28 protein-coding genes are annotated in these 25,042 nt (G+C 62.2%); 14 read left to right on the top strand and 14 right to left on the bottom strand.

Annotation, left to right across the window (positions count from 1 at the left end):
• From AC07OT_RS08020 to gntR, 3 genes are all read right to left on the bottom strand, one after another.
• On the bottom strand, positions 1-738 hold the full coding sequence (locus tag AC07OT_RS08020) for an NAD-dependent epimerase/dehydratase family protein (RefSeq protein ID WP_495107854.1): 738 nt from the start codon (positions 736-738) through the stop codon (positions 1-3).
• 10 nt (positions 739-748) lie between these two features.
• Positions 749-1,381 carry a glutathione S-transferase family protein gene (locus AC07OT_RS08015; RefSeq protein WP_141155864.1) on the bottom strand — a complete coding sequence of 211 codons (633 nt, stop codon included), beginning with the start codon at positions 1,379-1,381 and terminating at the stop codon, positions 749-751.
• A 427-nt stretch (positions 1,382-1,808) separates the two neighbouring features.
• Positions 1,809-2,840: an HTH-type transcriptional regulator GntR gene (gntR, locus tag AC07OT_RS08010; protein WP_027605612.1), complete on the bottom strand. Its 1,032-nt coding sequence runs from the start codon at positions 2,838-2,840 to the stop codon at positions 1,809-1,811.
• 212 nt (positions 2,841-3,052) lie between these two features.
• On the opposite strand from gntR, the gene AC07OT_RS08005 reads away from it, so the two are divergent.
• Positions 3,053-3,586 carry a gluconokinase gene (locus AC07OT_RS08005; protein ID WP_495107853.1) on the top strand — a complete coding sequence of 178 codons (534 nt, stop codon included), beginning with the start codon at positions 3,053-3,055 and terminating at the stop codon, positions 3,584-3,586.
• Positions 3,587-3,670: 84 nt separating this feature from the next.
• Positions 3,671-5,023, top strand: a complete 1,353-nt coding sequence (locus AC07OT_RS08000; RefSeq protein WP_027605614.1) for a GntP family permease — start codon at positions 3,671-3,673, stop codon at positions 5,021-5,023.
• 160 nt (positions 5,024-5,183) lie between these two features.
• Here AC07OT_RS08000 and alaC read toward each other — a convergent pair whose 3' ends face one another.
• Entirely contained in the window at positions 5,184-6,395 is a 1,212-nt protein-coding gene (gene alaC, locus AC07OT_RS07995) for an alanine transaminase (RefSeq protein ID WP_495107852.1), read from the bottom strand.
• Between the two features lie 196 nt (positions 6,396-6,591).
• Between alaC and AC07OT_RS07990 the strand changes: the two genes are divergently transcribed.
• Entirely contained in the window at positions 6,592-7,071 is a 480-nt protein-coding gene (locus AC07OT_RS07990; RefSeq protein ID WP_115487120.1) for a GyrI-like domain-containing protein, read from the top strand.
• A 270-nt stretch (positions 7,072-7,341) separates the two neighbouring features.
• Here AC07OT_RS07990 and AC07OT_RS07985 read toward each other — a convergent pair whose 3' ends face one another.
• Entirely contained in the window at positions 7,342-7,851 is a 510-nt protein-coding gene (locus AC07OT_RS07985) for a GNAT family N-acetyltransferase (protein WP_495107851.1), read from the bottom strand.
• A 145-nt stretch (positions 7,852-7,996) separates the two neighbouring features.
• On the opposite strand from AC07OT_RS07985, the gene AC07OT_RS07980 reads away from it, so the two are divergent.
• Genes AC07OT_RS07980 through AC07OT_RS07965 form a run of 4 tightly spaced genes read left to right on the top strand, consistent with a single transcriptional unit; the run spans position 7,997 to position 10,534 of the window.
• Positions 7,997-8,416 (top strand): YybH family protein, encoded by a 420-nt coding sequence (locus tag AC07OT_RS07980; RefSeq protein ID WP_065925269.1) that lies wholly within the window; start codon positions 7,997-7,999, stop codon positions 8,414-8,416.
• Positions 8,417-8,458: 42 nt separating this feature from the next.
• Positions 8,459-8,803 (top strand): YciI family protein, encoded by a 345-nt coding sequence (locus AC07OT_RS07975; RefSeq protein ID WP_495107850.1) that lies wholly within the window; start codon positions 8,459-8,461, stop codon positions 8,801-8,803.
• Between the two features lie 34 nt (positions 8,804-8,837).
• Positions 8,838-9,314 carry an SRPBCC family protein gene (locus AC07OT_RS07970; protein WP_495107849.1) on the top strand — a complete coding sequence of 159 codons (477 nt, stop codon included), beginning with the start codon at positions 8,838-8,840 and terminating at the stop codon, positions 9,312-9,314.
• Entirely contained in the window at positions 9,311-10,534 is a 1,224-nt protein-coding gene (locus AC07OT_RS07965; protein WP_495107848.1) for an RNA polymerase sigma factor, read from the top strand. Before AC07OT_RS07970 ends, AC07OT_RS07965 begins: the two co-directional genes overlap by 4 nt.
• 124 nt (positions 10,535-10,658) lie before the next feature.
• On the opposite strand, the gene AC07OT_RS07960 is transcribed toward AC07OT_RS07965, so the two are convergent.
• Positions 10,659-11,513 carry a LysR family transcriptional regulator gene (locus AC07OT_RS07960; RefSeq protein WP_065925265.1) on the bottom strand — a complete coding sequence of 285 codons (855 nt, stop codon included), beginning with the start codon at positions 11,511-11,513 and terminating at the stop codon, positions 10,659-10,661.
• An 88-nt stretch (positions 11,514-11,601) separates the two neighbouring features.
• Here AC07OT_RS07960 and AC07OT_RS07955 point away from each other — a divergent pair, with 88 nt between their 5' ends.
• The gene (locus tag AC07OT_RS07955; protein WP_495107847.1) at positions 11,602-12,114 is read left to right on the top strand and encodes a multidrug/biocide efflux PACE transporter; all 513 of its coding nucleotides are present in this window, start codon (positions 11,602-11,604) and stop codon (positions 12,112-12,114) included.
• On the opposite strand, the gene AC07OT_RS07950 is transcribed toward AC07OT_RS07955, so the two are convergent.
• Positions 12,013-12,771 carry an SDR family NAD(P)-dependent oxidoreductase gene (locus AC07OT_RS07950; RefSeq protein ID WP_495107846.1) on the bottom strand — a complete coding sequence of 253 codons (759 nt, stop codon included), beginning with the start codon at positions 12,769-12,771 and terminating at the stop codon, positions 12,013-12,015. The two genes, AC07OT_RS07955 and AC07OT_RS07950, sit on opposite strands and share 102 nt — an antisense overlap.
• Before the next feature lie 106 nt (positions 12,772-12,877).
• On the opposite strand from AC07OT_RS07950, the gene AC07OT_RS07945 reads away from it, so the two are divergent.
• Complete coding sequence (locus AC07OT_RS07945) at positions 12,878-13,774, top strand: LysR family transcriptional regulator (RefSeq protein WP_098478869.1); 897 nt, start codon at positions 12,878-12,880, stop codon at positions 13,772-13,774.
• On the opposite strand, the gene AC07OT_RS07940 is transcribed toward AC07OT_RS07945, so the two are convergent.
• Positions 13,771-14,688 carry a LysR family transcriptional regulator gene (locus AC07OT_RS07940; RefSeq protein WP_115487111.1) on the bottom strand — a complete coding sequence of 306 codons (918 nt, stop codon included), beginning with the start codon at positions 14,686-14,688 and terminating at the stop codon, positions 13,771-13,773. The two genes, AC07OT_RS07945 and AC07OT_RS07940, sit on opposite strands and share 4 nt — an antisense overlap.
• A 104-nt stretch (positions 14,689-14,792) precedes the next feature.
• Between AC07OT_RS07940 and AC07OT_RS07935 the strand changes: the two genes are divergently transcribed.
• The 3 genes from AC07OT_RS07935 to AC07OT_RS07925 are packed head-to-tail and all read left to right on the top strand — an operon-like array spanning position 14,793 to position 17,457.
• Positions 14,793-15,548 carry a 5-oxoprolinase subunit PxpA gene (locus tag AC07OT_RS07935; protein ID WP_495107845.1) on the top strand — a complete coding sequence of 252 codons (756 nt, stop codon included), beginning with the start codon at positions 14,793-14,795 and terminating at the stop codon, positions 15,546-15,548.
• Positions 15,549-15,607: 59 nt separating this feature from the next.
• Complete coding sequence (locus AC07OT_RS07930; protein WP_495107844.1) at positions 15,608-16,486, top strand: 5-oxoprolinase subunit B family protein; 879 nt, start codon at positions 15,608-15,610, stop codon at positions 16,484-16,486.
• Positions 16,483-17,457: a 5-oxoprolinase subunit C family protein gene (locus tag AC07OT_RS07925; RefSeq protein ID WP_495107843.1), complete on the top strand. Its 975-nt coding sequence runs from the start codon at positions 16,483-16,485 to the stop codon at positions 17,455-17,457. The genes AC07OT_RS07930 and AC07OT_RS07925 overlap by 4 nt, the downstream gene beginning before the upstream one ends.
• 61 nt (positions 17,458-17,518) lie before the next feature.
• Here the strand turns inward: AC07OT_RS07925 and AC07OT_RS07920 are convergent, their stop codons facing one another.
• From AC07OT_RS07920 to AC07OT_RS07905, 4 genes are all read right to left on the bottom strand, one after another.
• Complete coding sequence (locus tag AC07OT_RS07920; RefSeq protein WP_495107842.1) at positions 17,519-19,135, bottom strand: inorganic phosphate transporter; 1,617 nt, start codon at positions 19,133-19,135, stop codon at positions 17,519-17,521.
• Between the two features lie 403 nt (positions 19,136-19,538).
• Positions 19,539-20,558 carry a transporter gene (locus tag AC07OT_RS07915; protein WP_027605631.1) on the bottom strand — a complete coding sequence of 340 codons (1,020 nt, stop codon included), beginning with the start codon at positions 20,556-20,558 and terminating at the stop codon, positions 19,539-19,541.
• 148 nt (positions 20,559-20,706) lie between these two features.
• The gene (locus tag AC07OT_RS07910) at positions 20,707-21,012 is read right to left on the bottom strand and encodes a PepSY domain-containing protein (protein ID WP_495100560.1); all 306 of its coding nucleotides are present in this window, start codon (positions 21,010-21,012) and stop codon (positions 20,707-20,709) included.
• Between the two features lie 100 nt (positions 21,013-21,112).
• Complete coding sequence (locus AC07OT_RS07905) at positions 21,113-22,240, bottom strand: glycerophosphodiester phosphodiesterase family protein (RefSeq protein ID WP_495107841.1); 1,128 nt, start codon at positions 22,238-22,240, stop codon at positions 21,113-21,115.
• A gap of 232 nt (positions 22,241-22,472) precedes the next feature.
• Between AC07OT_RS07905 and AC07OT_RS07900 the strand changes: the two genes are divergently transcribed.
• Positions 22,473-22,796, top strand: a complete 324-nt coding sequence (locus AC07OT_RS07900) for a DUF2025 family protein (protein ID WP_027605634.1) — start codon at positions 22,473-22,475, stop codon at positions 22,794-22,796.
• A gap of 252 nt (positions 22,797-23,048) precedes the next feature.
• Here the strand turns inward: AC07OT_RS07900 and AC07OT_RS07895 are convergent, their stop codons facing one another.
• Both AC07OT_RS07895 and AC07OT_RS07890 read right to left on the bottom strand, forming a co-directional pair.
• Complete coding sequence (locus AC07OT_RS07895; protein ID WP_495107840.1) at positions 23,049-23,372, bottom strand: antibiotic biosynthesis monooxygenase family protein; 324 nt, start codon at positions 23,370-23,372, stop codon at positions 23,049-23,051.
• Positions 23,369-24,076 (bottom strand): CTP synthase C-terminal region-related (seleno)protein, encoded by a 708-nt coding sequence (locus tag AC07OT_RS07890; RefSeq protein WP_495107839.1) that lies wholly within the window; start codon positions 24,074-24,076, stop codon positions 23,369-23,371. Before AC07OT_RS07890 ends, AC07OT_RS07895 begins: the two co-directional genes overlap by 4 nt.
• A gap of 80 nt (positions 24,077-24,156) precedes the next feature.
• On the opposite strand from AC07OT_RS07890, the gene AC07OT_RS07885 reads away from it, so the two are divergent.
• On the top strand, positions 24,157-25,038 hold the full coding sequence (locus AC07OT_RS07885) for a LysR family transcriptional regulator (RefSeq protein ID WP_495107838.1): 882 nt from the start codon (positions 24,157-24,159) through the stop codon (positions 25,036-25,038).
• The last annotated feature ends 4 nt before the right edge of the window (positions 25,039-25,042 follow it).

Here is a 25,042-nt window from a genome sequence, read left to right as displayed (position 1 = left end):
TCAGTCAGTGATGGGGATATCGAAGGTCTGAAATGCATCGTCCAGCGGATGGTAACCCAACACCCGCGTGGTTTCGCTCAGATCCAGGCGCTTGAAACGGTTATTGGAAATGCCATGGGCGATCAGGTGTTTCACGCCCTCGGCCTCCACTGCACGCTGCAGCAGCTGCACGGCGTCCCGCGGGCTGAGCCAGGCGCTGAGGTCGCGGGCGTTGTTCAGGTCGTGGGTTTCAACGAATTCGAACGCGCCGATGCGCAGGGCAATCGTCGACAGCGGGGTTTTCGCCGCGTAGTAGCCACACAGCGCTTCGCCGTAGCATTTGCTCACGCCATACAGGTTGCCCGGCATCACCTGCATGCCTGGGGTGATCTGCCGGTCTACCGGGTAGCCTTCGATGGTTTGTGCGCTGCTGGCGAACACCAGGCGCTGTACACCCGCCGCCACGGCGGCTTCGAACAGGTAGGTGGTGGCGAGGATATTGTTCGGCAGCAATTCGTCGAACGTGGCGCTGGCGTGGGGGATGCCCGACAGGTGCACGATCACATCGATGCCTTCGAGCAGGCTGGCGAGGCTGGCTTTGTCGCTGAGGTCGGCGTGCACGAAGCGGTGTTCGCCCAGGTCGAAATCAGGCGCGATGCGGTCGGTGAGGGTGAAACGGTAGCGGTCTCTCGAGGCTTCGAAAAACGTCTTGCCGATTCTGCCGCAGGCGCCGGTGAGCAGTACGTTGAGTCCTTTCACGTGCGTCTCCTCAGTTGTGCCCGTCGAGGGCGAAGAGCTGGAAGCCCTGGTGCTGGCCGAGGCGCTGGTAGTAGGCAGCGATGGCGGGGTAGGCCGGGCGCGCCATGGGCGTCATCTGCCAGCGGTGCACCGAAAGGCCGATGAGGATGTCGGCGAGGGTGAATTCATCGCCGGCAACAAAGGCGCCGGTTTTGGCCAGTTGTTGCTCGAGGATGCCCATCTTGTCGTTCCATCGTTGCACGGCGGCTTCAATCTGCGCCGCGTCCAGGCCGTCCGGGTTATTGCGTACCAGGGCGGTGAAGGCATCGCCCCAGGCACGGTTGAGCTCGACGGCCTGCCAGTCGATCCACTGCTCGACCCGGGCCCGTGGTGCGGGCTCGATGGGCAGCAGGTCGTGGCGCTGGTAAAGCCCCACCAGGTAGCGGCAGATGGTATTGGACTCCCACAGCACGCCGTGGTCGTCGATCAGCACGGGTATCTGCGCGTTGGGGTTCAGGGCGAGAAATTCGGCGGACTGGGTGGGCTGGAAGCCGATGCCCCAGTCTTCGCGCACGTAGTCGATGCCCAGTTCCTGGCAGGTCCAGAGCACTTTGCGCACGTTGATGGAGGACGTGCGCCCCAGGATTTTCAGTGAATGTGCCATGGTGCTTTCCTTGCGATGGAGAACAGCCAATCTAGCAGGCGGGAGAAGCTACGGCGATGCCTCCGAGCGGGCGGGGTCAAAATGTGGGAGGGGGCTTGCCCCCGATAGCCATGGGTATCTACACAACTTGCAGATCCTGACGAATCTCCCTGTGGCGAGCGGGCTTGTCCCGCGTTGGGCTGCGTAGCAGCCCCAGTAAAGAAGAATGCGGTGTATCAGACACTCTGTAGAGGCTGGTTTTGGGGCTGCTACGCAGCCCAGCGCGGGACAAGCCCGCTCGCCACAACAGCCCTGTCTGCCGGACGTTCAGTGTTGAGCCAAAGTTGTGTGGATACCTAAGCCCCGATAGCGTGTCAGCCACCAAATGTTCTGGCTGACATTCTGCTTTCGGGGGCAAGCCCCCTCTCACATTTTGACCGCGTAGGGACTACGTGCTCTCGCGAACCTGCAACTCAAAACCCATATCCACCACCGGCTTGGCGATCCTGTTGCCCGCCATGATCGTCAACAAATGCTCCGCCGCCCGCCGCCCGATCGCTTCCCTGGGGGTACTGATGCTGCTCAGGCGCGGCACCATGAAGGACGACGCCGGCAAGTCGTTGAAGCCCAGCACCGCGACACGTTCTGGGACTTTGATGCCGTGGCGCATGGCTTCCAGCAGCGCGCCCTGGGCCAGGTCGTCGTTGCCGAAGAAGATCGCATCCACATCCGGATGGGTGGCCAGCAGTTGCAGGAACAGCTCGCCGCCCAGGCCCACCGAGGAAGGGCGTGGTGTCAGCAGTTCCAGCGCCGGGTCGTACAGGCCCGCCTGTTGCAGCGCACGGCGAAAGCCTTCGCCACGCAGCAGGGTGCGTTGGTCCAGTTGCGCGCCGATATACGCCAGGCGCTTGCGCCCACGGGAGATCAAATGTGCGGCCGCGGTTTCACCCGCCGCCAGTTGCGAGAAGCCCACGCAGTTCACGCCGGCGTTGGGGTCGAGGTCCATCATGTACACACACGGCACATTACTGGCCTCGACCATCCGTCGGGCGCTTTCGGTGCGATCGAAGCCGGTCAGCAGCAACCCCCGTGGCTGGTAGGCCATGTAGTTGCGCAGCAGGTTTTCCTCTTCGTCGCGCGAATAGTGGGAGTTGCCGATCAGTACTTCAAAGCCCTTGGGCCGCAGCACCTGGTGGATGGCTTCGAGGGTTTCGATAAACAGCAGGTTGGACAACGACGGCACCAATACCACCACCGAATGGCTCTGGGCCGAAGCCAGGGCACGGGCGGCGGGATTGACCACGTAGTTGAGCTCGGCAGCGGCGTGCTGGACTTTTTCCACCAACTCGGTGGCCACGGTGCTGATGCCACGCAACGCGCGGGAGGCGGTAATCGGGCTGACGCCGGCCAGGCGGGCAACTTCGTTGAGGGTAGGGCGACCGGTGGTGCGGGTATTTTTATCGTTCTTGGAGGTCATCAGGCGGCTTGCCAAACAAAAATCGAGGCACTAAGGTAGCGCTGTCTCCAAAAGGCTGCAAATTATTGAACTATGGGTTGCCTGATCCGGTTCAAATGATTGGAGCGGATGCACGCGTCACTCCATAAAAATGACAAGACGGCGCGGGAAAAGCCTGTTTTTGCACTTGCCTTACGGCGTGCAAAGGTAGCGCTATCTGCGTCTTGAGGTGTTTCATGAGTCAACCTGTTACCGCCCTGGTCATCATGGGCGTCGCCGGCTGTGGCAAGACCAGTGTCAGCGAGGCCCTGTGCCAGCTGAACGGCGCCACCGCCATTGAAGGCGACAGCTTTCACCCTGCCGCGAACATCGAAAAGATGAGCGCCGGCCACCCCCTCAACGACGACGACCGCGCCGGCTGGCTCGACATCCTGTGCGATGAATTGCGCCGTTCGCTCAAAGCCGGTGAACACCCGGTACTCACCTGTTCCGCGCTGAAAAAGAAATACCGTGACCACCTGCGCGAAGCCGCGCCGGGCCTGGGCTTTGTGTTTCTGGAACTGACCCGTGAAGTCGCTGCCGACCGCGTGTCCCATCGCCCCGACCATTTCATGCCGGCAAGCCTCATCGACAGCCAGTTCGCCACCCTTGAATCGCCCAAGGGCGAGCCGCTGACCCTGGCCCTCAACGCCAGCGAAGACAGCGTCGAGGAGTTGGCCAGGCAGACCAACGCCTGGTGGCTGACACACGGTTTTGAACCATCCAACTGATTTTTTGCCGGAAAAGATAGCGCTATCCCCGGCAGGAAATTCAACACCCGCTTTAATAACAACAACAAACAGGAGAGACCCCCCATGTTTGGCATGTCCCACGAGTCGTACCTGCTGTTAGATGCAGTCGTTACCATCATCGGGCTGATCGTCTTGATCACCCGCTTCAAGGTTCACCCGTTTATCGCGCTGATCATCGCGGCCGGCTTCCTTGGCCTGACCTCGGGCATGCCGGTGGACAAGATCATCAAGGCGTTCCAGGACGGTTTCGGCGGGGTGCTCGGCTTTGTCGGCATCATCCTCGCGCTGGGCACCATGCTCGGCAAGATGATGGCCGAATCCGGCGGTGCCGATCAGATCGCCCAGACCCTGATCCGCGCCTTTGGCAAGGACAAGGTCCAGTGGGCCATGATGTTCGCCGCGTTCCTGGTGGGCATTCCGCTGTTCTTCGAGATCGGCTTTGTGCTGCTGATCCCGCTGGTGTTTATCGTTGCGCGCCGCACCGGCGTGTCGCTGATCAAGATCGGCATCCCACTGCTCGCCGGCCTCTCGGCAGTCCACGGCCTGGTGCCGCCGCACCCGGGCCCGCTGCTGGCCATCGGCGTGTTTGGCGCCGACATCGGCAAGACCATCCTGTACGGCCTGATCGTCGCGCTGCCGACGGCCATCATCGCTGGCCCGATCTTCGGTACGTTTATCGCCAAGTACATCCCGGGCAACCCGTCCCAGGAACTGGTCGACCAACTGGCCCGCGAGCCTGAGAACAAAAACCTGCCGAGCTTCAGTATCACCCTGGTCACCGTGCTGCTGCCGGTGTTCCTGATGCTGCTCAAAACCTTCGCCGACATCGCCTTTGCCGAAGGCAACGTGGTGCGCAACTGGATGGACATGATCGGTCACCCGATCACCGCCTTGCTGCTGGCGTTGCTGTTGTCGCTGTACACCTTTGGCAGTCGCCAGGGCATCCATTCCAAGCAGATCCTCAAGCTGCTCGACGCCAGCCTTGCACCGACCGCCGCGATCATCCTGATCATCGGTGCCGGTGGTGGTTTCAAGCAGATGCTGGTGACCAGCGGCGTGGGTGACGTGATCGGCCACATGGCGGTGAACGCACAGATCAACCCGATCCTGCTGGCGTGGCTGGTGGCGGCGGTGATTCGTGTGGCGACCGGTTCGGCCACCGTGGCGACCATTACCGGCGCCGGCATCGTGGTGCCGGTGGTGGGGATGATTCCCGGGGTTAACCGTGAGCTGCTGGTATTGGCGACGGGGGCGGGTTCGTTGATCCTGTCGCACGTCAACGATGCGGGGTTCTGGCTGGTGAAGCAGTACTTCAACATGACCGTGGCCGAGACCTTCAAGACCTGGACGGCGATGGAGACCATCCTGTCCGTTGTGGCACTGATCTTTATCATGTTGCTGTCGTTGGTGGTGTAACAGACACACCACAAGGCAAGGGTGAAAACCCAATCAAATGTGGGAGGGGGCTTGCCCCCGATGGCGGTGGGTCAGTCACCAGATGCAGTGATTGAACCTCTGCTATCGGGGGCAAGCCCCCTCCCACAATTTTTAACTGCATTTCTGCAACAGAAATGGCTCAGGCTTTCTGGACCAGCCCATCCGCCCGGAACATCCCGCGAATCCCCCGCACCGCCTGGCGAATCCGGTCCTGGTTCTCGATCAGCGCGAAGCGCACATGATCATCCCCATACTCGCCAAACCCGATCCCCGGCGACACACAGACCTTCGCTTCCAGCAGCAGCTTCTTGGCAAATTCCAGCGAGCCCATGGCGGCATACGCCTCGGGGATCTTCGCCCAGACGTACATCGACGCCTTGGGATTCTCCACCATCCAGCCCAGCTCATGCAGGCCCTTGACCAGCACATTGCGGCGCTGGCGGTACTGCTCGGCAATGTCCTTTACGCACTGTTGGTCGCCTTCCAGTGCGGCAATCGCGGCGACTTGCAGCGGGGTGAAGGTGCCATAGTCGTGGTAGCTCTTGATCCGCGCCAGGGCGTTGACCAGTTCCGGGTTGCCCACCATGAAACCGATGCGCCAGCCGGCCATGTTGTAGCTCTTGGACAGGGTGAAAAACTCCACCGCAATGTCCTTGGCGCCCGGCACCTGCATGATCGACGGGGCTTTCCAGCCGTCGTAGACGATGTCGGCGTAGGCCAGGTCATGCACCACCAGCACGTCGTACTGCTTGGCCAGGGCGATCACCCGTTCGAAGAAATCCAGCTCCACGCACTGCGCGGTCGGGTTGGACGGGAAGCCGAGGATCATCATCTTCGGCTTGGGGATCGACCCACGGATTGCCCGTTCCAGCTCGGCGAAGAAGTCCACGCCTGGAATCAGCGGCACCGAACGCACCTGGGCGCCGGCAATCACGGCACCGTAGATATGAATCGGGTAGCTCGGGTTGGGCACCAGCACCGTATCGCCCTGGTCCAGGGTGGCCAGCATCAGATGCGCCAGGCCTTCCTTGGAACCGATGGTCACGATGGCTTCGGTCTCGGGGTCGATGTCCACTGCGTAGCGATCCTTGTACCAGCGCGAAATTGCCCGGCGCAGACGCGGAATGCCTTTGGAGGTGGAATAGCCGTGGGTGTCTTCACGCTGGGCGACGGTGACCATCTTCTCCACGATATGGGGAGGCGTGGCGCCGTCGGGGTTACCCATGCTCAAGTCGATGATGTCTTCGCCGCGCCGACGCGCAGCCATCTTCAGCTCGGCAGTGATATTGAAAACGTAAGGGGGGAGTCGATCTATGCGCGCAAAGCGGCGCGGCGAACCTTGGTCGGCCATTGTTGCCTCGAGAGTACGTAAGCGCCCGGAACCGTCCGAGCGACGTCGGCCACTGCGGTGGCCTGCGGGGCAGACAATACGGTCGATGATGGCCAGTTGTCCAGATGTGTCGGGAAATTTTCTGCATGGAGTACTGCAAGGATATGCCCCTATACTCGATACGGGTTTGTTCCCTCATAAGAAGGAGACTGTTCAGATGGACCAGCAGACAAAACAACCGTTAGAACCCCGCATGGAAGACGGCAAGGCCCTGGTGATCGCCGGGGTGCAAGGGCGTTATTCGAAGGCCACCGTGGGGGATATCCCCAAGTTGTGGAGCGTGTTCGACGAAAGCGTAAAACACATCAAGAAACGCGTCGGCGGGGTGGCCTACGGCGTTTGCCATAACCCCAGCCACGGTGAATTCGATTACATGGCCGGGGTGGAAGTACCGTCCAAGGGCGATGTGCCGAGCAACTTCGAGTGCGTCGAACTGCCTGCGCACCACTACGCCGTGTTCCCGCACTATGGCCCGGTGCAGGCACTGGAGCAGACCTATGAGCGCATCATGTTCGAGTGGTTGCCGCACTCGGGCTACAAGGTGGCGGGGGCGGATTTCGAGCGTTATAGCGCGGATTTTGATGAGCGCAAGGGCACGGGCACGGTGGAGATCTGGTTGCCTGTGGAAGCCAAGTAACCGGCTGGCTGAACACGTCCCTCTGTGGCGAGCGGGCTCGCCCCGCGTTGGGCTGCGCAGCGGCCCCAAAACCTACCGCTGCGGTTCACCCGGAAGAATGCGGCAGCGCTGAATAGGGCTGCTGCGCAGCCCATTGGGGGCAAGCCCCTCGGCAGAGCCATGGTTAAGACGCATGGCGCTAACTTGGCTGTCGGGTTGCTGAGCGATAACTGAAATATTCATGTCACATATTCATTACTTTTTCTCGGGTAAGTTATCTATACGTGACATTTAAAGCAGGCCAACATCGTATCGACCCAACACCCACCTCAACCTCCGCTCATACCCAACCCGCCCCTTATACGCCTCCCCGCTGTCCACCCATCCTGCGCCCAGATACAACCCCATCGCCGCCACATTGTCCGTGTCCACCGACAACTCCAGTGCCTTGATCTGCGGCCACGCCTGCAATGCCGCCGCCGGCAAGGCTTGCAAACAGGCCTTGCCGAATCCACGCCCTTGCTGCTGCCGATCCACCTGCAATGCATGCAGCGTTGCGCTGTGTTCATCGGCCCAGTGGGGCAGGCAGGGTGGGCGTTTGAGCAGGAGGAAGGCTACCGGAATGTCGTCGGCCAGCAGGGCAAAGCCTTTGACGCCGGGGCTGGGCTTGGCCAGCAGCGAATTGAGGGCGCAATACATGTCGCCGCAAAACGGCAGCTGTTCAGGGTGAACTTCGATGGCGCTGACGTGCTGTTGTTGCACGGCATTCAGCGTTTCGTAGGCGACAAGGCGGGTTTGCATCGGCGTGTCCGAACAGCGGCAAGGAAGGGCGCAGTCTATCGGGTTTGTGCTGGACGACATTATTTTTCAACGGGCTGTCGATTTGCCCGAGGGCCGTTCGACTAAGGGTGTCTTCCGTGATTTTCCAACCCGAAGGAGTATCGCCATGAGTACCGCCATCAACACCCTGATCGAACAATGGAAGCAAGCCGTGCTTTCCCGGAATATCGATAAGATTGTCAGCTATTACGCCGACGATATCGTCTCGTTCGACGCCGTGACCGCCCTGCAATTCAAAGGTAAGGCGGCCTACCGTGCGCACTGGGAAGCCTGCATGGAGCACTGCCCCGGCCCGGGCATTTTCGAGTTCCACGAACTGCGTATCGTCGAGTCCCAGGACAGCGCATTCGCCCACTGGCTCGCCCACTGCGGCGGCGCCGGGCCGGACGGTGAAGTAAAGGCTTGCTGGATGCGCGTGACCGCTGGTTATCAACGCTTCAACGGCGACTGGAAGGTGGTGCATGAGCATTGGTCGGCGCCGTTCGACATGGCAAGTGGCACGGCATTGTTCGACCTGAAACCTTGAGCGCCGCGAACTATAGTCAATAGTCCGAAGACGGAGACGCACATGAAATACCTCTGCCTGATCTACAGCAACGAGCAGGTGCTGCACACCTCGCCGGACAGCCCCGCAGACCCGGAATGTCTTGCCTACGCGCAGTCCATCCAAAAAAGCGGGCGGATGCTCGCCGCCGAGCCGCTGGAGTCGGTAACCACGGCCACCACGGTGCGCATGCGCAATGGCAAGCTGTCGATCATCGACGGGCCGTTTGCCGAAACCAAGGAACAGCTCGCCGGCTTCTACCTGATCGAAGCCAAGGATTTGAACGACGCGATCCAGGTGGCCGGCGGTATCCCGGCCGCCCGGGTCGGCAGTGTGGAAGTGCGCCCGGTGCGCCAATTGAATCTCTGATCACAACAAGCCTAAAACTCAGGAGGTTTATCCCATGTCCAAGCAACCCGCCGAATTTGAACTGTCCATCAGTCGCTTGATCGATGCACCGCGCAGCCGCGTATTCCGCGCCTGGACCGAGCCCGCCTTGCTGCAGCAGTGGTGGGGCCCCCACGGTATGACCACCCCCGAGTGCGAAATGAACCTGTGGGTCGGCGGGCTGTTTCGCACCCTGATGCGCGCGCCCGATGGCAGCGAGTACCCGACCCAGGGCGTGTTCCTGGAGATCGATGCGCCCAATCGCCTGGTGTTCACCGATGCCTTCAGGCCGGGCTGGATCCCTTCGGGCAAGCCGTTCATGAGTGCTGAAGTCACCTTTGAGGAACAAGAGGGCAAGACCCTCTATACCGCCCGCGCCATGCACTGGAGCGCTGAAGACAAACAGGCCCACGAAGCCATGGGCTTTCACGACGGCTGGGGCCAGAGCCTGGACCGCCTGGTGACGTTGGTGACCCAGGGTATGCCTGATTGACGTCGGCAATCGAGGCCATTTACCGCAGCGAATCCCGGCGCGTCCTGGCTACGCTGATCCGCCTGCTCGGGGATTTCGACCTCGCCGAAGAAGCCTTGCACGAGGCGTTCTTCGTCGCGGTCGAGCGCTGGCCGCAAGAGGGAGTGCCGGACAACCCACGGGCCTGGCTGGTGTCGACCGGACGCTTCAAGGCCATCGACCGTTTACGCCGCCAGGCCCGCTTTACCCCGTTATTGCAGGCGCAGGCCGACGCACTGGAAGCCGCTGACTGGAGCGTTGAGGACGTGGAAGACGACCGCCTGCGCCTGATCTTCACCTGCTGCCACCCAGCGTTGGCGGCCGACGCCCAGGCGGCGCTGACCTTGCGTGAGATCTGCGACCTCACCACCGAGGAAATCGCCCGCGCCTTTCTGGCCACCCCGACCACCATCGCCCAGCGCATCGTGCGCGCCAAGGGCAAGATTCGCGAGGCCAACATCCCTTATCAGGTGCCGTCGCTGGCCGAGTTGCCCGAGCGCCTCGACAGCGTGCTGCGGGTGATTTACCTGGTGTTCAACGAAGGCTATTCGGCGTCCATGGGCGCGGACCTTACGCGCGAGGACCTGACCCGCGAAGCCATTCGCCTCGGCCGCCTGCTGCTGGAGTTGCTGCCGGAGCCGGAAGTGATGGGCCTGCTGGCGCTGATGCTGTTGCACGAGTCCCGCCGCGCGGTGCGCACCTCGGCCAGCGGCGAGCTGGTGTTGTTGGATGAACAGGATCGTTCGCTGTGGGACGCGTCGTTGATGGCCGAAGGTTGTGGGCTGGTGGAACAGGCCCTGAGCCGTCGCGGCTTTGGCCCGTACTGCCTGCAAGCGGCGATTGCAGCGGTGCATGCCGAGGCGCCCAGCGCCGGGGAAACGGATTGGCCGCAGATTATCGGGCTCTACGATGTGTTGCTCAGGGCCGTGCCGTCGCCGGTGATCGAGTTGAACCGCGCCGTGGCGGTGGCCATGGGCGAAGGGCCGTTGGCGGGGTTGCAGTTGGTGGAAGGCATACTGGCGCGCGGGGCGTTGCTGGATTACCACCTGGCGCATTCGGCGCGGGGCGAGTTTTGTCGGCAATTGGGGCGGGTGGAAGAGGCCCGGGCAGCCTACGAAAAAGCCCTGTCGCTGACCCGGCAAATCCCGGAAAAGCAATTCCTGGAACACCGCCTGGCCGAACTCAATCTCCCCAAGCAATGAAGATCAAAAATGTGGGAGGGGGCTTGCCCCCGATAGCAGGGTGCCAGTCGCTGCATTGGGTGACTGACCCACCGTCATCGGGGGCAAGCCCCCTCCCACATTAATCTCAATTGTCTGAAAAAAATCACTCCAGCATCTTCCCCAACAACCAACTCCCCGCCGGCCCTGGCGGATGGTGCCGTGACCACAGTGCATCCACGGCTACCGAGCGCGGCCAACCCCGGGCCTTGAGTTCGACCAGTTGCCCGCCACCAAAGCGCTCCACCAGCCAGCGCGGAATCGGTGCCCAGCCAAACCCCAACTGGGCCATCTCCAACAGCATCAGGTAACTGGGGGCCGACCACACACGGCCGTTGGCGCGGGTTTCGTTCGGGTTGATGATGCTGGCCAGGCGCAATTCGCGGTGCTGTTGCAGGGTGTGCGCGGTGAGGGTACCGACGCCCGCCAGCGGATGTCTGGGTGACACGAACAGGGCAATTTCCGTGCGCTCGTCCACGGGGGCGCGGGTCAGGTCTGGCGGATACTCTTCCTGGTGTTCAATAAACGCAATCTGCGCGCGACCGCTTTGGACCAGGGCGATCAGGTCTTCGCACTCGGCGATCAGGCATTCCAGCTCCAGGTCCGGGTAGCGCTGTTCAAAGGCGCTGAGGGCGACCTCGAAACGGTCGGACTGGTAGGTGTCGGACATGGCGATACTCAGCTTCGGCTCCAACCCCTGGGCCAACTGGCTCGCCGCCAATTCCAGCCGGCTGCTGGCCTCCAGTACCTGCTCGGCGCGTTGCAGCAACACATGGCCCGCCGGCGTCAGCGTCGGCTTGCGGCTGCTGCGATCGAACAGCACCACATCCAGGTCAATCTCCAGGCTCGCCACGGCCGCGCTGACGGTGGACTGGCTCTTGCCGAGCTTGCGCGCCGCCGCCGAAAACGAGCCTTGGGTGGCCGCCTGCACAAACGCCTGCAGCACTTCGTTAGAGGCCATGACTATCGCCTTGATCGATGGTTATTGGTTATGAAGTATCGAGTCAAAGGCTAATGATGACAACCATCGTCACTCACGGAGCCGGGTCATGAACCCTACCAAGTCGATTACTGAACGCGTTTGCCAGGCCATTGGTTTCGAAGCCCTGGCATTGTTGATCTGCACCCCGTTGCTGGCGTGGATCATGGACAAGCCTGCCCTGGAGATGGGTATGGTCACCCTGGCGATCAGCCTGTTGGCGCTGGCCTGGAACGTGATTTTCAACGGCCTGTTCGACCGCCTCAAGGCGCGCCTGCAACTGGCCAGCAACGGTTGGACCCGCGTGATGCACGCCTTGATGTTTGAAGGTGGGTTGATCCTGGTGTGTGTACCGCTGATTGCCGCCTGGCTGAACATCAGCCTGGTGCAGGCGTTTATCCTCGACATAGGCGTACTGCTGTTTTTCCTGCCGTACACCTATGTGTATCACTGGGGGTATGACGTCCTGCGCGACAAGCTCCTACAGAAACATGCCGCCCGACGCCTCGATACGCTGGCCGGTGATCCAGGCACTACCGTCGGCAAGCAGGCTGGCAATCGCGCCGCCGATATCGTCCGGTAACCCGGCGCGGCCCAAGGCGGTATTGCTGGCGACCATGGCGTTGAGGTTGGCGTTGTCGCGCACGGCACCACCGCCGAAGTCGGTTTCAATGGCGCCGGGGGCCAGGATGTTGACGCTGATGCCACGGCCGCCCAGCTCTTTGGCCTGGTAGCGGGTCAGCACTTCCATCGCGCCTTTCATGGCGGCGTAAGCGGCGTAGCCGGGCAGGCTGAAACGCGCCAGGCCACTGGAAATATTGACGATGCGCCCACCGTCGCGGATCAACGGCAACAGCTGTTGGGTCAGGAAAAACGGACCCTTGAACTGGATCGCTACCAATTGATCGAACTGCGCTTCGGTGGTCTCGGCGAAGCTGGCGTGAATGCCGATACCGGCGTTGTTGATCAGAAAATCGAAGCGGTCCCGTGCGAAAACATCCTTGAGCACGCCAGCAACCTCGCCGACGAAATCAGCGAACGTCGCGCTCTGGCTCACGTCCAGTTTCAGCATCGCGGCACGGCCGCCCAGTTGTTCGATCTGTGCGACCAATGCCTGCGCTTCATCGGCCTTGCTGTGGTAAGTGCCAATGATGTCGACGCCTTGTGCCGCCAGGTGCAGGGCGGTGTTTTTGCCCAGGCCACGGCTGGCCCCGGTGATCACTGCGATTTTACGGGTCATGGTGATGTCCTCGGTGATTGAGTGTGGGAAACAGTGTATTTGTCCGGTCGTAACGTGATAAACAGCGCTATACCGGAATCACTGGCCGAATAAGGCGAACAATCCCATGAATAAACTGGAGCTGCTGCGCACCTTCGTGCGCGTTACCGAGCTGTCGAGTTTCACCGGTGCCGGCGAGAGCCTGGGCCTGCCGCGCTCCACGGTGTCGGAACATGTGCAGGCGCTGGAAGAGCTGCTCGGCGCCCGCCTGTTGCAGCGCACCACGCGCAAGGTGCAGGCCACCCAGGATGGCCGCGTGCTGTATGAGCGCAGTAAGGATTTGCTCGCGCACATGGAGGAGTTGGAAGGGCTGTTTCGCCAGGACGAAGCGCAACTGGCCGGGCGGATTCGGGTGGACATGCCCAACATGATGGCGCGGGACCTGATCCTGCCGCGTCTGCCGCAATTCATGGACGCGCATCCGCTGATCGAACTGGAGATCAGCACCACCGACCGCCAGGTCGACCTGCTCGCCGAAGGCTTCGATTGCGTGCTGCGCGTGGGCGCCCAGCCGGACCAGAGCGTGGTGGCGCGGCTGCTGTGCAGCATGCCGATGATCAACTGCGCGAGCGCCACCTACCTGCAACGCTATGGCGTGCCCCGGACACTGGCCGACCTCGCCGACCATCACCTGGTGCATTACGTGCGGCCGTTGGGTGCACGCTCTGCGGGGTTTGAGTACGTGCAGGGCAACAAGGTGCTGCGCATTCCCATGGGCGGGCGGGTCACGGTCAACAGCACCGATGGCTACAAGTCTGCCTGCCTGGGCGGTTTCGGGATTATTCAGGTGCCGGCCCTGGGCATGGGTGACGAATTGGCCAGCGGGGAGTTGGTGGCGGTCCTGCCGGACTATCCGGCCCCGCCGCTGGATGTGTCCCTGCTCTACGCCGGGCAGCGGCATCTACCCCTGCGGGTGCGGGTGTTCATGGACTGGCTGGCGACCATTCTGCATTCGCAGCTTTAACGCCGCGCCGACAGCTGTTGCGGCGCCAGGAAGGCGTCGTGGAAGTACTCGCGAAACGCCTGCATTGCCGGGGTAAAGGCGCGTTCGCGGTGCCAGGCCAGGCCGACGCTCATGGGCGTGACGGGGTCGGTGACGGTCAGGGTTTCGATGCGCTTGCCTTCCAGCGACCAGGGCCGGTGCACCAGGTCCGACAGGATCGCTACGCCGCTGCCATTGGCGACCATGCTGCGCACCGCCTCCACCGAGCTGGTGCGCAGCCGCACCTTGGGCGTTTGCCCGGCCTGTTCCCAGTACCGCATGGCGCTGTGTTCGGCCTCATCGACGGTGAGCAGGATGTACGGCTCCTGCGCCACATCCGCCAGGCTCACCGCACCGCGTTCGCATAATGGGTGATGGCTGGGCAGCCATAAACGACGTTCCGAGTTGAACAGGATTTCCGAGACGATCGCCGGGTGGGTGAGGTTCGCGGTGAGGACCACAGCCATGTCGAACTGGCCATCGAGCAGACCCTGTTCGATGGCCTGGCGCTCCTGCTCGAACACCTCCAGGGTCACATCCGGGTGCCAGTGCTCCATGCGCTGCAAGTGGTGCGGCAGGAAGTAACCCAGCACCGTGTAGCTGGCCGCCAGGCGCAGCACGCCGCTGGCGCGGTAGTCGGGCAACGGGCTGTTAAGCGCATCGTCGACACTGCGCACAATCACGTAGGCGCGGTTGAGAAAGTGCCGCCCGGCATCGGTCAGGTTCATGCCCTGGGCCGAGCGCACAAACAGTTGCACGCCGAGCAAGGCTTCCAGCTCCTTGATCGCCGTGGTCACGGCAGACTGGGAGATGTTCAGGTGAATCGCCGCCTGGGAAATCTGGCCGATTTCGGCGGTGGCCACGAAGTAGCGGATTTGGCGCAAGGTCAGGGACATGGCTTTATCTGATTTTCAGAAGATGAGCCATCTGATAATAGATCTTCCCAAGGGGTCAAGCCGCAGCCTACTTTCGAGCATCACCTTTTGGCGGAGCGTCCCCGATGCAGGCAGTGGATTTCAATTCAGACATGGGCGAAGGCTTCGGTCCCTGGACCATCGGCGACGGCGTCGACGCCGAGCTGATGGCCTATATCAGCTCGGCCAATATCGCCACCGGCTTTCACGCCGGCGACCCCGGCACCATGCGCCGCACCGTCGCGCGGGCCAAGCAATTGGGGGTGGCTATCGGCGCGCATCCTGGCTTTCGCGACCTGGTGGGCTTCGGTCGTCGGCATATCCATGCACCGGCCCAGGAGCTGGTGGACGACATGCTCTACCAACTGGGCGCATTGCGCGAAATCGCCCGCGCCCAGGGCATGCCCCTGCAACACATCAAGCCTCACGGCGCGCTCTACATGCACCTGGCCCGTGACGAAGAAGCCGCGCGCCTGCTGGTACAGAACCTGCAAATCATCGAGCCGACGCTGTTGCTGTACTGCATGCCCAACTCGGTGATCTGGCGCGTGGCCAAGGAACTCGGGCAGCCGGTGGTGCGCGAATTCTATGCCGACCGTGAGTACGATCTGACGGGCTTCATTGTGTTTACCCGCAACGTACGCGCGCTGGATCCGGCCACGGTCGCAGCCCGCGTCCTGCGCGCGTGTCAGACGGGGCTGGTGCGTACCGTAGAAGGCGAAGACCTGTTTATTGAATTCGACTCCATCTGCCTGCACAGCGACACCCCCGGCGCCCTGGAGTTGGTGGAGGCCACCCGTGAAGCATTGGACCAGGCCGGCATCACAGTCAAAACCCCCTAATAAGATCGAACATTTACTTTTTTGCCTGCCTTTCTATAACGATTCCAAGAGGAACAGACATGGCTGAAACGTCCCCCATCCGCTACAGCTTCGGCGGTGATGAACACTTGTTCGCCGAAGTCAGCGAGAGCATGTCCCTTGAGGCTTTTTTCAAGGGCATGGCCGTGACCCGTGCCGTGGAACGCCTGGCGCTGGAGGGCGTGCTGGACGTGTGCCTGGCCAATGCCTCGTTCCAGATTCGCTTCGACCCCGACCGCATCGCCCCCCATGTGCTGCTCGACGCCGTGCAGAGCGCCGAAGCCCAGGCCGTGGCCGAACGCACCCTGCACACGCGCATCATCGAAATCCCGGTGCTCTATAACGACCCCTGGACCCATGAAACCCTGATGCGGTTTCGCGACCGCCATCAAGACCCCGGCGGCACCGACCTGGAATATGCCGCGCGCATCAACGGCCTGGCCGATGTCGAGGCGTTTATCGCCGCCCACAGCGGTGCGCCGTGGTTTGTCTCGATGGTGGGCTTTGTCGCGGGCTTGCCGTTCATGTTCCAGATGGTCGAGCGCGAGCGGCAGTTGCAGGTGCCCAAGTACCTGCGCCCGCGCACCGACACGCCGAAGCTGACCCTCGGCCATGGCGGTTGCTTCGGCTGCATCTACTCGGTGCGCGGCGCCGGCGGCTACCAGATGTTTGGCGTGACCCCGGCGCCGATCTACGACCCGGCGCAGCAGCTGGCTTACCTCAAGGCGCATATGGTGTTTTTCCGGCCGGGTGACATCGTGCAATTCAAACCCATCGACCGGGACGCCTACGACCTGGCGGTTGCCGAGGTGGAGGCAGGACGTTTCGACCTGCGCATTCGCCCGGTGGATTTTTCCCTCGATGCGTTTCTCGCCGACCCCATCGGCTATCCGAAAACCCTGCAGGAGGCGCTGGCATGATCAAGGTCCTCAAACCCGGCCTCGCCACCTCTGTGCAGGACCTGGGCCGCGAAGGTTATTACCACCTGGGCATTCCGCCATCGGGTGCTTTGGACCAATACGCCCTGAGTGCGGCCAATCATCTGGTGGGTAACCCGGTAGGCGCTGCCGGCCTGGAATGCACCTTGATCGGGCCGGAATTGGAGTTTCAACGCGATACCCTGGTCGCGCTCAGCGGTGCGTTGATGTCGCCGCGACTGGACGGTGAAGTGGTGCATCAGGACACCGCCTTCGAGGTGCGCGCCGGGCAGGTGCTGCGTTTCGAATTTCCCAAGGCCGGTGCCCGCACTTACCTTGCCGTTGCCGGTGGCATTGACGTGCCGCTGGTGCTTGGCAGCCGTTCCACCTACACCCTCGGCGCCCTGGGTGGTTTCCACGGGCGACGCTTGCAGGCAGGCGATGAGCTGCCCATCGGTGAAGCCAGCGGTCTCGGGCGGGCAGGCAACAGTTTGCCGATGGCATTGCGCCGCTCGGTGGGCGGCGATGTCACCTTGCGCGTGGTGCCAGGACTGTATTACGAGCGCCTGACCTCGGGCGCCAAGAGCAGCTTTTTTGCCGAACCGTGGACGGTCGGCTCCGAGGCGGACCGCATCGGCTATCGGTTCAAGGGCGGCAGTGCGCTGAGCTTTCAACCGCGTGAGCAGCCGTTCGGCGCGGGGTCGGATCCATCGAATATCGTCGACAGTTGCTACCCGATTGGCTCGATACAGGTACCGGCGGGGCTGGAGCCGATTGTGCTGCATCGGGATGCGGTATCCGGCGGTGGCTACGCGATGATTGGCACGGTGATCAGTGCCGACCTGGACTTGATCGGGCAGATGCAGCCCAACCAGCGGGCGGGGTTTGTGGCGGTGACGTTGGAGCAGGCACTGGAGGCGCGGCGGGTGTACAAGAAGCGGCTCAAGGCCATGGCGGGACTCTTCAACAACTGACACGACACACATGCAAATGTGGGGGGAGCAAGCCCCTCCCACATTTTCAATCTTGGGTTGGTCAGAAGAGTTGGGTGAACAGCCAGTAGAGACTACCCGACAACACAATCGCCGCCGGCAAGGTGAGCACCCACGCCATCAGCAAATTGCGGATGGTCCGCATCTGCAGCCCACCCCCATTGGCCACCATGGTCCCCGCCACACCCGACGACAACACGTGGGTGGTCGATACCGGCAGCCCGAACATATCCGCTGCACCAATGGTCAGCATCGCCACGGTCTCGGCCGAGGCGCCCTGGGCGTAAGTCAGGTGGGTCTTGCCGATCTTCTCGCCCACGGTGACCACGATGCGCTTCCAACCAACCATGGTGCCCAGCCCCAGGGCGATGGCCACGACAATCTTCACCCACAGCGGAATAAAGCGCGTGGCATCGTCGATCTGTTGCTTGAACAGTTGCAGCTTGCCTTGGGTGTCGGCGTCGAAATTGCCGACCTTGCCTTTGTCCATCAGGCGAATGGTTTCGCTGCTCAGGTACATATCGTTACGCACGTTGCCCACGGCTTCGGCGGGGACTTTGGCCAGGGAACCGTAGCCTTTGACCTGGTCACCGATCTGGCCGGCGAGGGCGGCGAGGGCGGGAATCAACTCGGGCGTGGCTTCCTTGGTGCGCATGTAGGTCGACAGCACCGGCCGCGGGTCACCCGCCAACGCCAGCGGCGCTGTTTTCATCAGCGCCACCTGGGTCACTTCGGCGACTGCGGCGAACTGCAACGACTGTTCGGCCGGCATGGCGCGGTTCAGCGCATAGGCCATCGGCAGGGTACCCACCAGGATCAGCATGATCAGGCCCATGCCTTTTTGCCCATCGTTGGAACCGTGGGCAAAGGACACGCCGGTGCAGGTGGCGATCAGCATGCCGCGAATCCACCAGGGCGGCGGAGTGTCGCCCTTGGGGGCCTTGTACAACGCACGGTTTTTCACAAAGGCGCGCAGGGCCAGCAACAGCAAGGCGGCAAAGGCGAAGCCGATCAGCGGCGAGAGCAGCAGCGCATAACCGATCTTGATCGCCTGGCTCCAATCCACACCGCTGGTGCCGTCACGCCCGTGCATCAAGGCATTGGCCACGCCGACGCCGATGATCGAACCGATCAGGGTGTGGGACGACGAGGCCGGCAAACCCAGCCACCAGGTGCCGAGGTTCCACAGGATCGCGGCGATCAGCAACGCGAAGATCATCGCGAAGCCGGCCGATGAACCCACCTGCAGAATCAGCTCCACCGGCAGCAAGGCAATGATGCCGAACGCCACCGCGCCGCTGGACAGCAGCACACCGAGGAAATTGAAGAAGCCCGACCACACCACCGCAAACTGCGGCGGCAGCGAGTTGGTGTAGATCACCGTTGCCACCGCGTTGGCAGTATCGTGGAAACCGTTGACGAACTCGAAACCCAGGGCAATCAACAGCGCCACACCCAGCAGCAGGAACGGCGTCCACGTGGTGAGCTGGGCGCCCATTTCGTGCATGTCGTGCATGAGGCTGTAGGCGGTAAACAACAGGCCCATGGCAAGCACGGCGAAGAAAACGATCACCGTCACCAGGCCGGGTTTCTTGTCCAGGCGCGGTTTTGAATCGACGGAGGATGAGTGCGTGGAGGCAGTCAGGGAAGGGGTGGCCATGCCGGGCATCCGTGTGGGGAGGATGCCGTTCATATTCATTGCAGAATGTTACAGCGATGCTGCCGCAGGTCATTGTTTAGGTAATTGGATCTGCCACTGGTCTATAAACCGCTGGAGAGCCACGTGTCTACACAACTTTTCAGACCTTGAAAAATCTCCCTGTGGCGAGCGGGCTTGTCCCGCGTTGGGCTGCGCAGCAGCCCCAGTAAAGAAGAACGCGGTGTATCAGACACTCTGTAGAGGCTGGTTTTGGGGCTGCTTCGCAGCCCAACGCGGGCGGTGCGACGATTCGACAAGCCCGCTCACCACAACAGCCCTATTTGCCGGACGTTCAGCGTTCAGCTAGCGTTGTGTGGATACCCACGGTCATCGGGACCAAGCCCCTCCGACAATTGATCGCATTTCAATTTGAAAACTTGCGAAACGCCCAGCGCCCGGCGATCAGCGTGAAGGTCGCGACCAACGCCACCAGGATCCAGAACCCCTCCGGGTCCTGTGAAAGCGGCACACCGCCCACGTTCATGCCGAAAAAACCGGCGATGATATTGATCGGCAACGCCAGCACCGTCACCACGGTAAGGGTGAACAGGGTGCGGCTGCTTTGCTCGTTGAGGTTGGCGGCGATCTCTTCCTGCAGCAGCTTGATCCGTTCGCCCAGCGCCGTCAGGTCGTTGATGATCAGCGCAAACTCCTCGGTGGATTTGCGCAACTCCTTCACGTCTTCCTTTTGCAGCCATTGCGGCGGGCGGTTGAGCAGGCGCAGCAGCGAACCCGGCTCCAACGCGAGCAGGCGTTGCAGGCGCACCAGCACCCGGCGCGCCGCGCCCAGTTCCGCGCGGTTGGTGGACAGGCGCGAGGACAGCAACTGGTCCTCGATATGGTCGACGCTGATGCTGGTCTTGCGCACGATCTGGGTCAGCACTTCCCCCTGGTCGCGCAGCAGGTGCACCAGCAGTTCCAGCGGTGAGCGAAAGCGTTCGCCGGCCTTGACCGACGAGCGCAACTTGTCCACCGAGTGCAAAGGTTGCAGGCGTGCGCTGATCAACAGCCGGCTGCGGGCGCAGACCCACAGCGTGGAAATATCCGACGAAACCATGCTGCTGAAGTTGAACACCACGTCGTTGACCACCGCCAGTAAGGCTGAGTCGACGTGTTCGATGCGAGTGGAGCGCGAGCCTTCGTGCAGGGCCTCGAAGAATTCTTCGGGTAAATCCAGGTTGGCCTGCATCCAGCGTTCGCAGGCGGCGTGGGCCAGGTTCAGGTGCAGCCACAGGAACTCTTCCGGGTCGGCGGGTTGCTGCAAGGCCGCGAGGGCCGCGGCCGAATCAATCTGTTCGCCCTTTTCACCGGGACGAAAACGAAAACCGTAAAGCAAGCCAAACAGGTCGGAGTCCTGGTGGCTGTGGTCGAGGCTGTGGTTCATGGAGACTCGCAGAGAAAGCGCCTGTAGGACGTTTCACAGGTTCGCGTGGGCGAATCATTGCAAGGAGGTATGACAGTTATATGACGTTTTAACGGTGCGCATAAAAAAACGCGCCACCCGGAGGTGGCGCGTTTTTTCGAGGTTCAACTCAAGTGTCTTGCTTGTTTTCCAGCACCGCGCCGGTCTTGGCGTCGAGCTTCACTTCAAAGCGCTTGCCGGCGGTGTCGGTCAGGTCGACTTCGTAGACCAGTACCCCGTTTTTGTGGTCCAGCTCGGTGTCGGTGATGCTGCTACCGGCGTGGGTGGCCACGGCGGCGGCGTTGAGTTTCTCGAACGGCATCACGGCGCCGGACTTGAGCAGGCCTTCAATCTGGTCCGGACGAACATCGGCCTGGGCCAGGCCGGCGGTCAGGGTCAGGGCGGTGGCGGTGAACAGGGCGGTCAGGGTTTTCATGGTGTGTGTCCTTCTCTGGTGAGCTGTTTAAGTGGCGCCAGATTAACCGGCGCAACTTAACTCATCCTTAATGGCGCACTGACACCAATGCCCGACTCACTCAGTACTTATAGTCGTTCAGCAGGTCCTGAACGCTGGACGACGGCCAGCGCTTGTAGAACTTCAGCAGCTCGGCGGCGCGATTGGTGAAGATGCCGTCGACGCCGGCCTTCATCACTTTGTCGAAGTCGACCGGCTCATCCACGGTGTAGACGTGCATCAGCAGGCCCTTGTCGTGGGTCAGCTTGTTCATTTCAGGTTTCACCAGGTCGGTGTAGCTCTGGTCGCCATGGGCGGTCAGCTCAGCCGATGGGCCGGTGCCGATGGCGCCGAGGCGCTTGGCTTCGTCGACCCACTTTTCGAACTCGGCGGCGTCTTTCGGCTCTTGCTTGGCGTAGTAGGCGGCCTTGGTGGTTTCGCCGGATTCGGCAAAGGTCTGCGTGGATTTCGGCTCGATGCTGCCCGGGCCAACCCACAACAGCAGGATTTTCGGGGTGTTCGGCATCTCTTTCTGCAGCTCTTTCAAGCTGTCTTTTTCAAACGTCTGCAGCACCACACGGCCCTTGCCCTGGCCGACGCCGGTGTTGCTCTTGCCCAGCTTGGAGCCGGCGGAGCTCAACCAGCCTTTATCCAGCAGCTTGTTTTTCAGGTCGGCTTCGATACCCGGGAATTGCTTGGGCTCCTTGGTTTCGATGTACAGGCCGGGTTTGTGCTGCGGGTTGCCTTCGGCGATCTTGATGATGTCGTCCAGGCTCAGGATCTTCAGGCCAACGAAACCTGGACGCGCACGGTCCGGGTACGCAGCGTTGAACCAGCTGCCGGCGTCGAGGGTTTGCAGTTCTTTCCAGGTGAACTCGTTGGCCGGGGCGTCCTTGCGCTCAGGGAACTTGGTGGCCACGTCGGTGGTGCGCTGCAGGTTGTTGTCATGCAGGGCGAACAGCACGCCGTCCTTGCTGCGCTGCAGGTCCAGTTCCAGGTAGTCGGCACCCAGGTCGCGCGCGACTTTGTAGGCGGCGGCGGTGGATTCCGGCGCGTCGTAGGACGCGCCACGGTGAGCGATCACGGCGGGGTAGGGAATGCCTTCGTTTGTCGCCAATTCAGCCGGGCTGATCGGTTCGGCAGCCTGTGCCTGGCCGAGGCCAAGCGCCAGTGCGAGCAGCAGGGCGCTCTTGGAAAACGTGACAGGCATATGCGAAGTCCTTTCGTGGAGGTAGCTTTGAGAAGGCCTCCTTTTTAACAATTGATTGCGAAAGGCGCTATCACCAAACCGACATTAACGTGCGCACGTGCCAATTTTCTCGGTTTTTTTGCGCTGCATTGCAGTACTCTTGCTCGCAGCCGCCCCGCTAGAGGACGGTATTTTCTGCCACGCGTGTAAACCATCTTTCCAGTCCCTGTGGGACTTTTCAGTGAGGTTTACCATGCGCATCACCTCCGAGCTTATCTGCCAGGCCGCCGACCAACTCCACGGTTTTGTTGGCCTCAACCGCAAGACCGGCCAGTACATCGTGCGTTTCAGCGAAGACTCCTTCGGCATGGACGTGGCCGACGACGGCATTATCCCCACCGCTGAATTTGTCTGGCTGCCGGCCCCCGAGCAGACCATGACCCTGTCCCGCGAGCGTATCCAGTTGCTGCTCGACCAGAATATCGACGACCGCATCAACATCAGCGAGCCGCTGCGCGTGTACATGAAACGGGTGGAGATTCCACAGATCAGTGCGCTGCGCAGTCTGGTGAGCTAGACGGCTTAGGCGGTGAGCGAGCGTTCTGTGGCAGGCCGGCTTTTTAGGGCAGCGGGCCTGTTGTGGTGAGCGGGCTTGCCCCGCGCTGGGGCGCGAAGCGGCCCCTGAGCCAGACGCTGCGGTTAGTCAGGAGAACCGCGTCAACTGAATTGGGGCTGCTTCGCAGCCCAGCGCGGGGCAAGCCCGCTCACCACAACAGGCCCGCTCACCACAACGGGCCCACTCACCACAGAGGGCCAGGCGATACGACGGTTACTGGCCTTGGAATGTGTAGGCCCGTTCCACCTTGCACACCCGTGTCTGAAACGCCGAGTACCAGGTGGCGCGTCCTTGTTCGCGCACCGCCCGGTGCTCGGCCTGCTGCTTCCAGGCCAGGATCGCCGCCTCGCTGCTCCAGTAGGACACGGTAATCCCCAGGCCATCCTCCCGCGCCGATTCCACCCCGAGAAACCCCGGTTGATCGCGAGCCAGCTCCAGCATGCGGGCGGCGGCCTGGCCGTAGCCTTGATCGCCGGCGGTGCGCAATGAGCTGAAAATCACCGCGTAGTAGGGTGGGGCCGGAGTCTTGGCGATCATGCGTATTGCTCCTGGCAGGCCTTGAGCAAGGCAATCGCTAAAGGCGGCGTGATGCCCTTGAGGGCGGCGCGTTCAGGCTGGAACAGCGTGGCGACGAAAAATGGATGGTCGAGCAACTCCACCGCGCGCAGATCGCCGACTGCATCATGCCCGCTGGGAATCATCTCGCGCTCGAGCAGGGCATCGGCGAATTCGGAGTTGATGCCGTAGCGGCAGCGGTAACCTTCCTCGATGTCAAGACGACCGTAGGCCTCGGCGATGCGCGTGTAGGGTGTCAGGCGCAGGCTGTCGGTGGCGTCAACCAGTGCGCAGCTCAGGGGGGTGATCACTGCACGTTCAGCGCCCGGCGCCAGCTCGCCATGTTCGGCATCGGCCCAGCCCAGCACGTTGCGGGCGTATTCCAGCACCGCGTGTTGAAAACCACCGCAAGTGCCGAGGAAAGGTCGCCGCTGTTCGCGGGCAAAACGGATCGCCCGCAACGCGCCGTCGGTGTCGCGGTAGGGGCTGGCGGGCACGCACCAGAAACCGTCGAAGCCGTGCAATGCTGTGGTGGGCGTGAGGGTGTCGGTGTCGAGCCATTGCATTTGAACCTGCAAACCGAGGGTTTCGCCGGCCCGTTGCAGCGCGACGGGAATGGCCTGGTGCGCGATGACATCGGGGTTGTAATCGCCGATCAGGGCGAGGTGCAGGGTGGTGGTTTTCATCGTGTGCGTCCCATGGCTTGTGGTGTCCTGATGCGCACTATAGATTGGCGCGCACGCAATCAATATTGGCGTTTACCCACATGCTCAATGCAGCCACGCACTATCAACTCGATTACCCCGACCTGTCGCTGATCCTCGCCCTGGTGCGTGGCGGCACCCTGGCGCGGGCGGCGGCATTGTTGCGGGTGGATGTGTCCACGGTGTTTCGCGCGGTGCGACGGCTGGAGGCCGCATTGGGCCAGACGCTGTTTGAAAAAAGCCGCGCCGGCTACCTGCCCACCAACCTGGCGAGCAACCTGGCGCAGCAGGCCGAACGTGCCGAACACGCGCTGGAGGCGGCGCGCATCGGCGTGGAGCAGGGCGGCGAGGTGATCAGCGGCACGGTGCGCCTGACCTGTACCGACTCGGTGCTGCAAGGGCTGCTGCTGCCGGCGCTGGCGCAGTTCATGCCGGACTACCCGGCGCTGACCCTGGAGCTGAGCACGTCGAATGATTTCGCCAACCTCAGCCGCCGCGATGCCGACATCGCCCTGCGCCTGACCAGGACTCCGCCGGCGCATCTGGTCGGCCGTTGCCTGGGGGCCGTGGCGTATCAGGTGTGTGCCAGCCCCACGTACGCGGATCAACACGCCGCACGCTCACTGGCGGACCTGGCCTGGATCGCGCCGGACGACTTCCTGCCCGACCACCCCACGGTGACCTGGCGCCGCGAACACCTGCCCGGCGTACGTCCCAGCTATCGCTGCAACAGCATGTTGTCGGTGACCGAACTGGTGCGGGCCGGGTTGGGGGTGGCGGCGCTGCCGGACTTTCTGTTGGATGACGGCCTGCAACCCCTGGGCCCCGCGTTGGCCGGGCACGACACCGCGTTATGGCTGCTGACGCGCCCCGATTGCCGCGCATTGCGCTCGGTGGTGACGCTGTTTGATGAGTTGGGCCGGCATGTGCAGATGAAACCCTGACTCA

It is taken from the genome of Pseudomonas sp. GW821-FHT09C10 (assembly GCF_059418085.1).
The sequence above is the reverse complement of the archived record's forward strand: the minus strand, read 5'-3'. Positions and strand labels throughout refer to the sequence as shown.

Bases quoted from the DNA above. Each gene is read 5' to 3' on its own strand.
- AC07OT_RS08015 (WP_141155864.1), bottom strand. From the start codon at position 1,381: ATGGCACATTCACTGAAAATCCTGGGGCGCACGTCCTCCATCAACGTG.
- AC07OT_RS08005 (WP_495107853.1), top strand. From the start codon at position 3,053: ATGAGTCAACCTGTTACCGCCCTGGTCATCATGGGCGTCGCCGGCTGT.
- AC07OT_RS08000 (WP_027605614.1), top strand. From the start codon at position 3,671: ATGTTTGGCATGTCCCACGAGTCGTACCTGCTGTTAGATGCAGTCGTT.
- alaC (WP_495107852.1), bottom strand. From the start codon at position 6,395: ATGGCCGACCAAGGTTCGCCGCGCCGCTTTGCGCGCATAGATCGACTC.
- AC07OT_RS07990 (WP_115487120.1), top strand. From the start codon at position 6,592: ATGGACCAGCAGACAAAACAACCGTTAGAACCCCGCATGGAAGACGGC.
- AC07OT_RS07985 (WP_495107851.1), bottom strand. From the start codon at position 7,851: ATGCAAACCCGCCTTGTCGCCTACGAAACGCTGAATGCCGTGCAACAA.
- AC07OT_RS07980 (WP_065925269.1), top strand. From the start codon at position 7,997: ATGAGTACCGCCATCAACACCCTGATCGAACAATGGAAGCAAGCCGTG.
- AC07OT_RS07975 (WP_495107850.1), top strand. From the start codon at position 8,459: ATGAAATACCTCTGCCTGATCTACAGCAACGAGCAGGTGCTGCACACC.
- AC07OT_RS07970 (WP_495107849.1), top strand. From the start codon at position 8,838: ATGTCCAAGCAACCCGCCGAATTTGAACTGTCCATCAGTCGCTTGATC.
- AC07OT_RS07960 (WP_065925265.1), bottom strand. From the start codon at position 11,513: ATGGCCTCTAACGAAGTGCTGCAGGCGTTTGTGCAGGCGGCCACCCAA.
- AC07OT_RS07955 (WP_495107847.1), top strand. From the start codon at position 11,602: ATGAACCCTACCAAGTCGATTACTGAACGCGTTTGCCAGGCCATTGGT.
- AC07OT_RS07950 (WP_495107846.1), bottom strand. From the start codon at position 12,771: ATGACCCGTAAAATCGCAGTGATCACCGGGGCCAGCCGTGGCCTGGGC.
- AC07OT_RS07945 (WP_098478869.1), top strand. From the start codon at position 12,878: ATGAATAAACTGGAGCTGCTGCGCACCTTCGTGCGCGTTACCGAGCTG.
- AC07OT_RS07940 (WP_115487111.1), bottom strand. From the start codon at position 14,688: ATGTCCCTGACCTTGCGCCAAATCCGCTACTTCGTGGCCACCGCCGAA.
- AC07OT_RS07935 (WP_495107845.1), top strand. From the start codon at position 14,793: ATGCAGGCAGTGGATTTCAATTCAGACATGGGCGAAGGCTTCGGTCCC.
- AC07OT_RS07930 (WP_495107844.1), top strand. From the start codon at position 15,608: ATGGCTGAAACGTCCCCCATCCGCTACAGCTTCGGCGGTGATGAACAC.
- AC07OT_RS07925 (WP_495107843.1), top strand. From the start codon at position 16,483: ATGATCAAGGTCCTCAAACCCGGCCTCGCCACCTCTGTGCAGGACCTG.
- AC07OT_RS07920 (WP_495107842.1), bottom strand. From the start codon at position 19,135: ATGGCCACCCCTTCCCTGACTGCCTCCACGCACTCATCCTCCGTCGAT.
- AC07OT_RS07915 (WP_027605631.1), bottom strand. From the start codon at position 20,558: ATGAACCACAGCCTCGACCACAGCCACCAGGACTCCGACCTGTTTGGC.
- AC07OT_RS07910 (WP_495100560.1), bottom strand. From the start codon at position 21,012: ATGAAAACCCTGACCGCCCTGTTCACCGCCACCGCCCTGACCCTGACC.
- AC07OT_RS07905 (WP_495107841.1), bottom strand. From the start codon at position 22,240: ATGCCTGTCACGTTTTCCAAGAGCGCCCTGCTGCTCGCACTGGCGCTT.
- AC07OT_RS07900 (WP_027605634.1), top strand. From the start codon at position 22,473: ATGCGCATCACCTCCGAGCTTATCTGCCAGGCCGCCGACCAACTCCAC.
- AC07OT_RS07895 (WP_495107840.1), bottom strand. From the start codon at position 23,372: ATGATCGCCAAGACTCCGGCCCCACCCTACTACGCGGTGATTTTCAGC.
- AC07OT_RS07890 (WP_495107839.1), bottom strand. From the start codon at position 24,076: ATGAAAACCACCACCCTGCACCTCGCCCTGATCGGCGATTACAACCCC.
- AC07OT_RS07885 (WP_495107838.1), top strand. From the start codon at position 24,157: ATGCTCAATGCAGCCACGCACTATCAACTCGATTACCCCGACCTGTCG.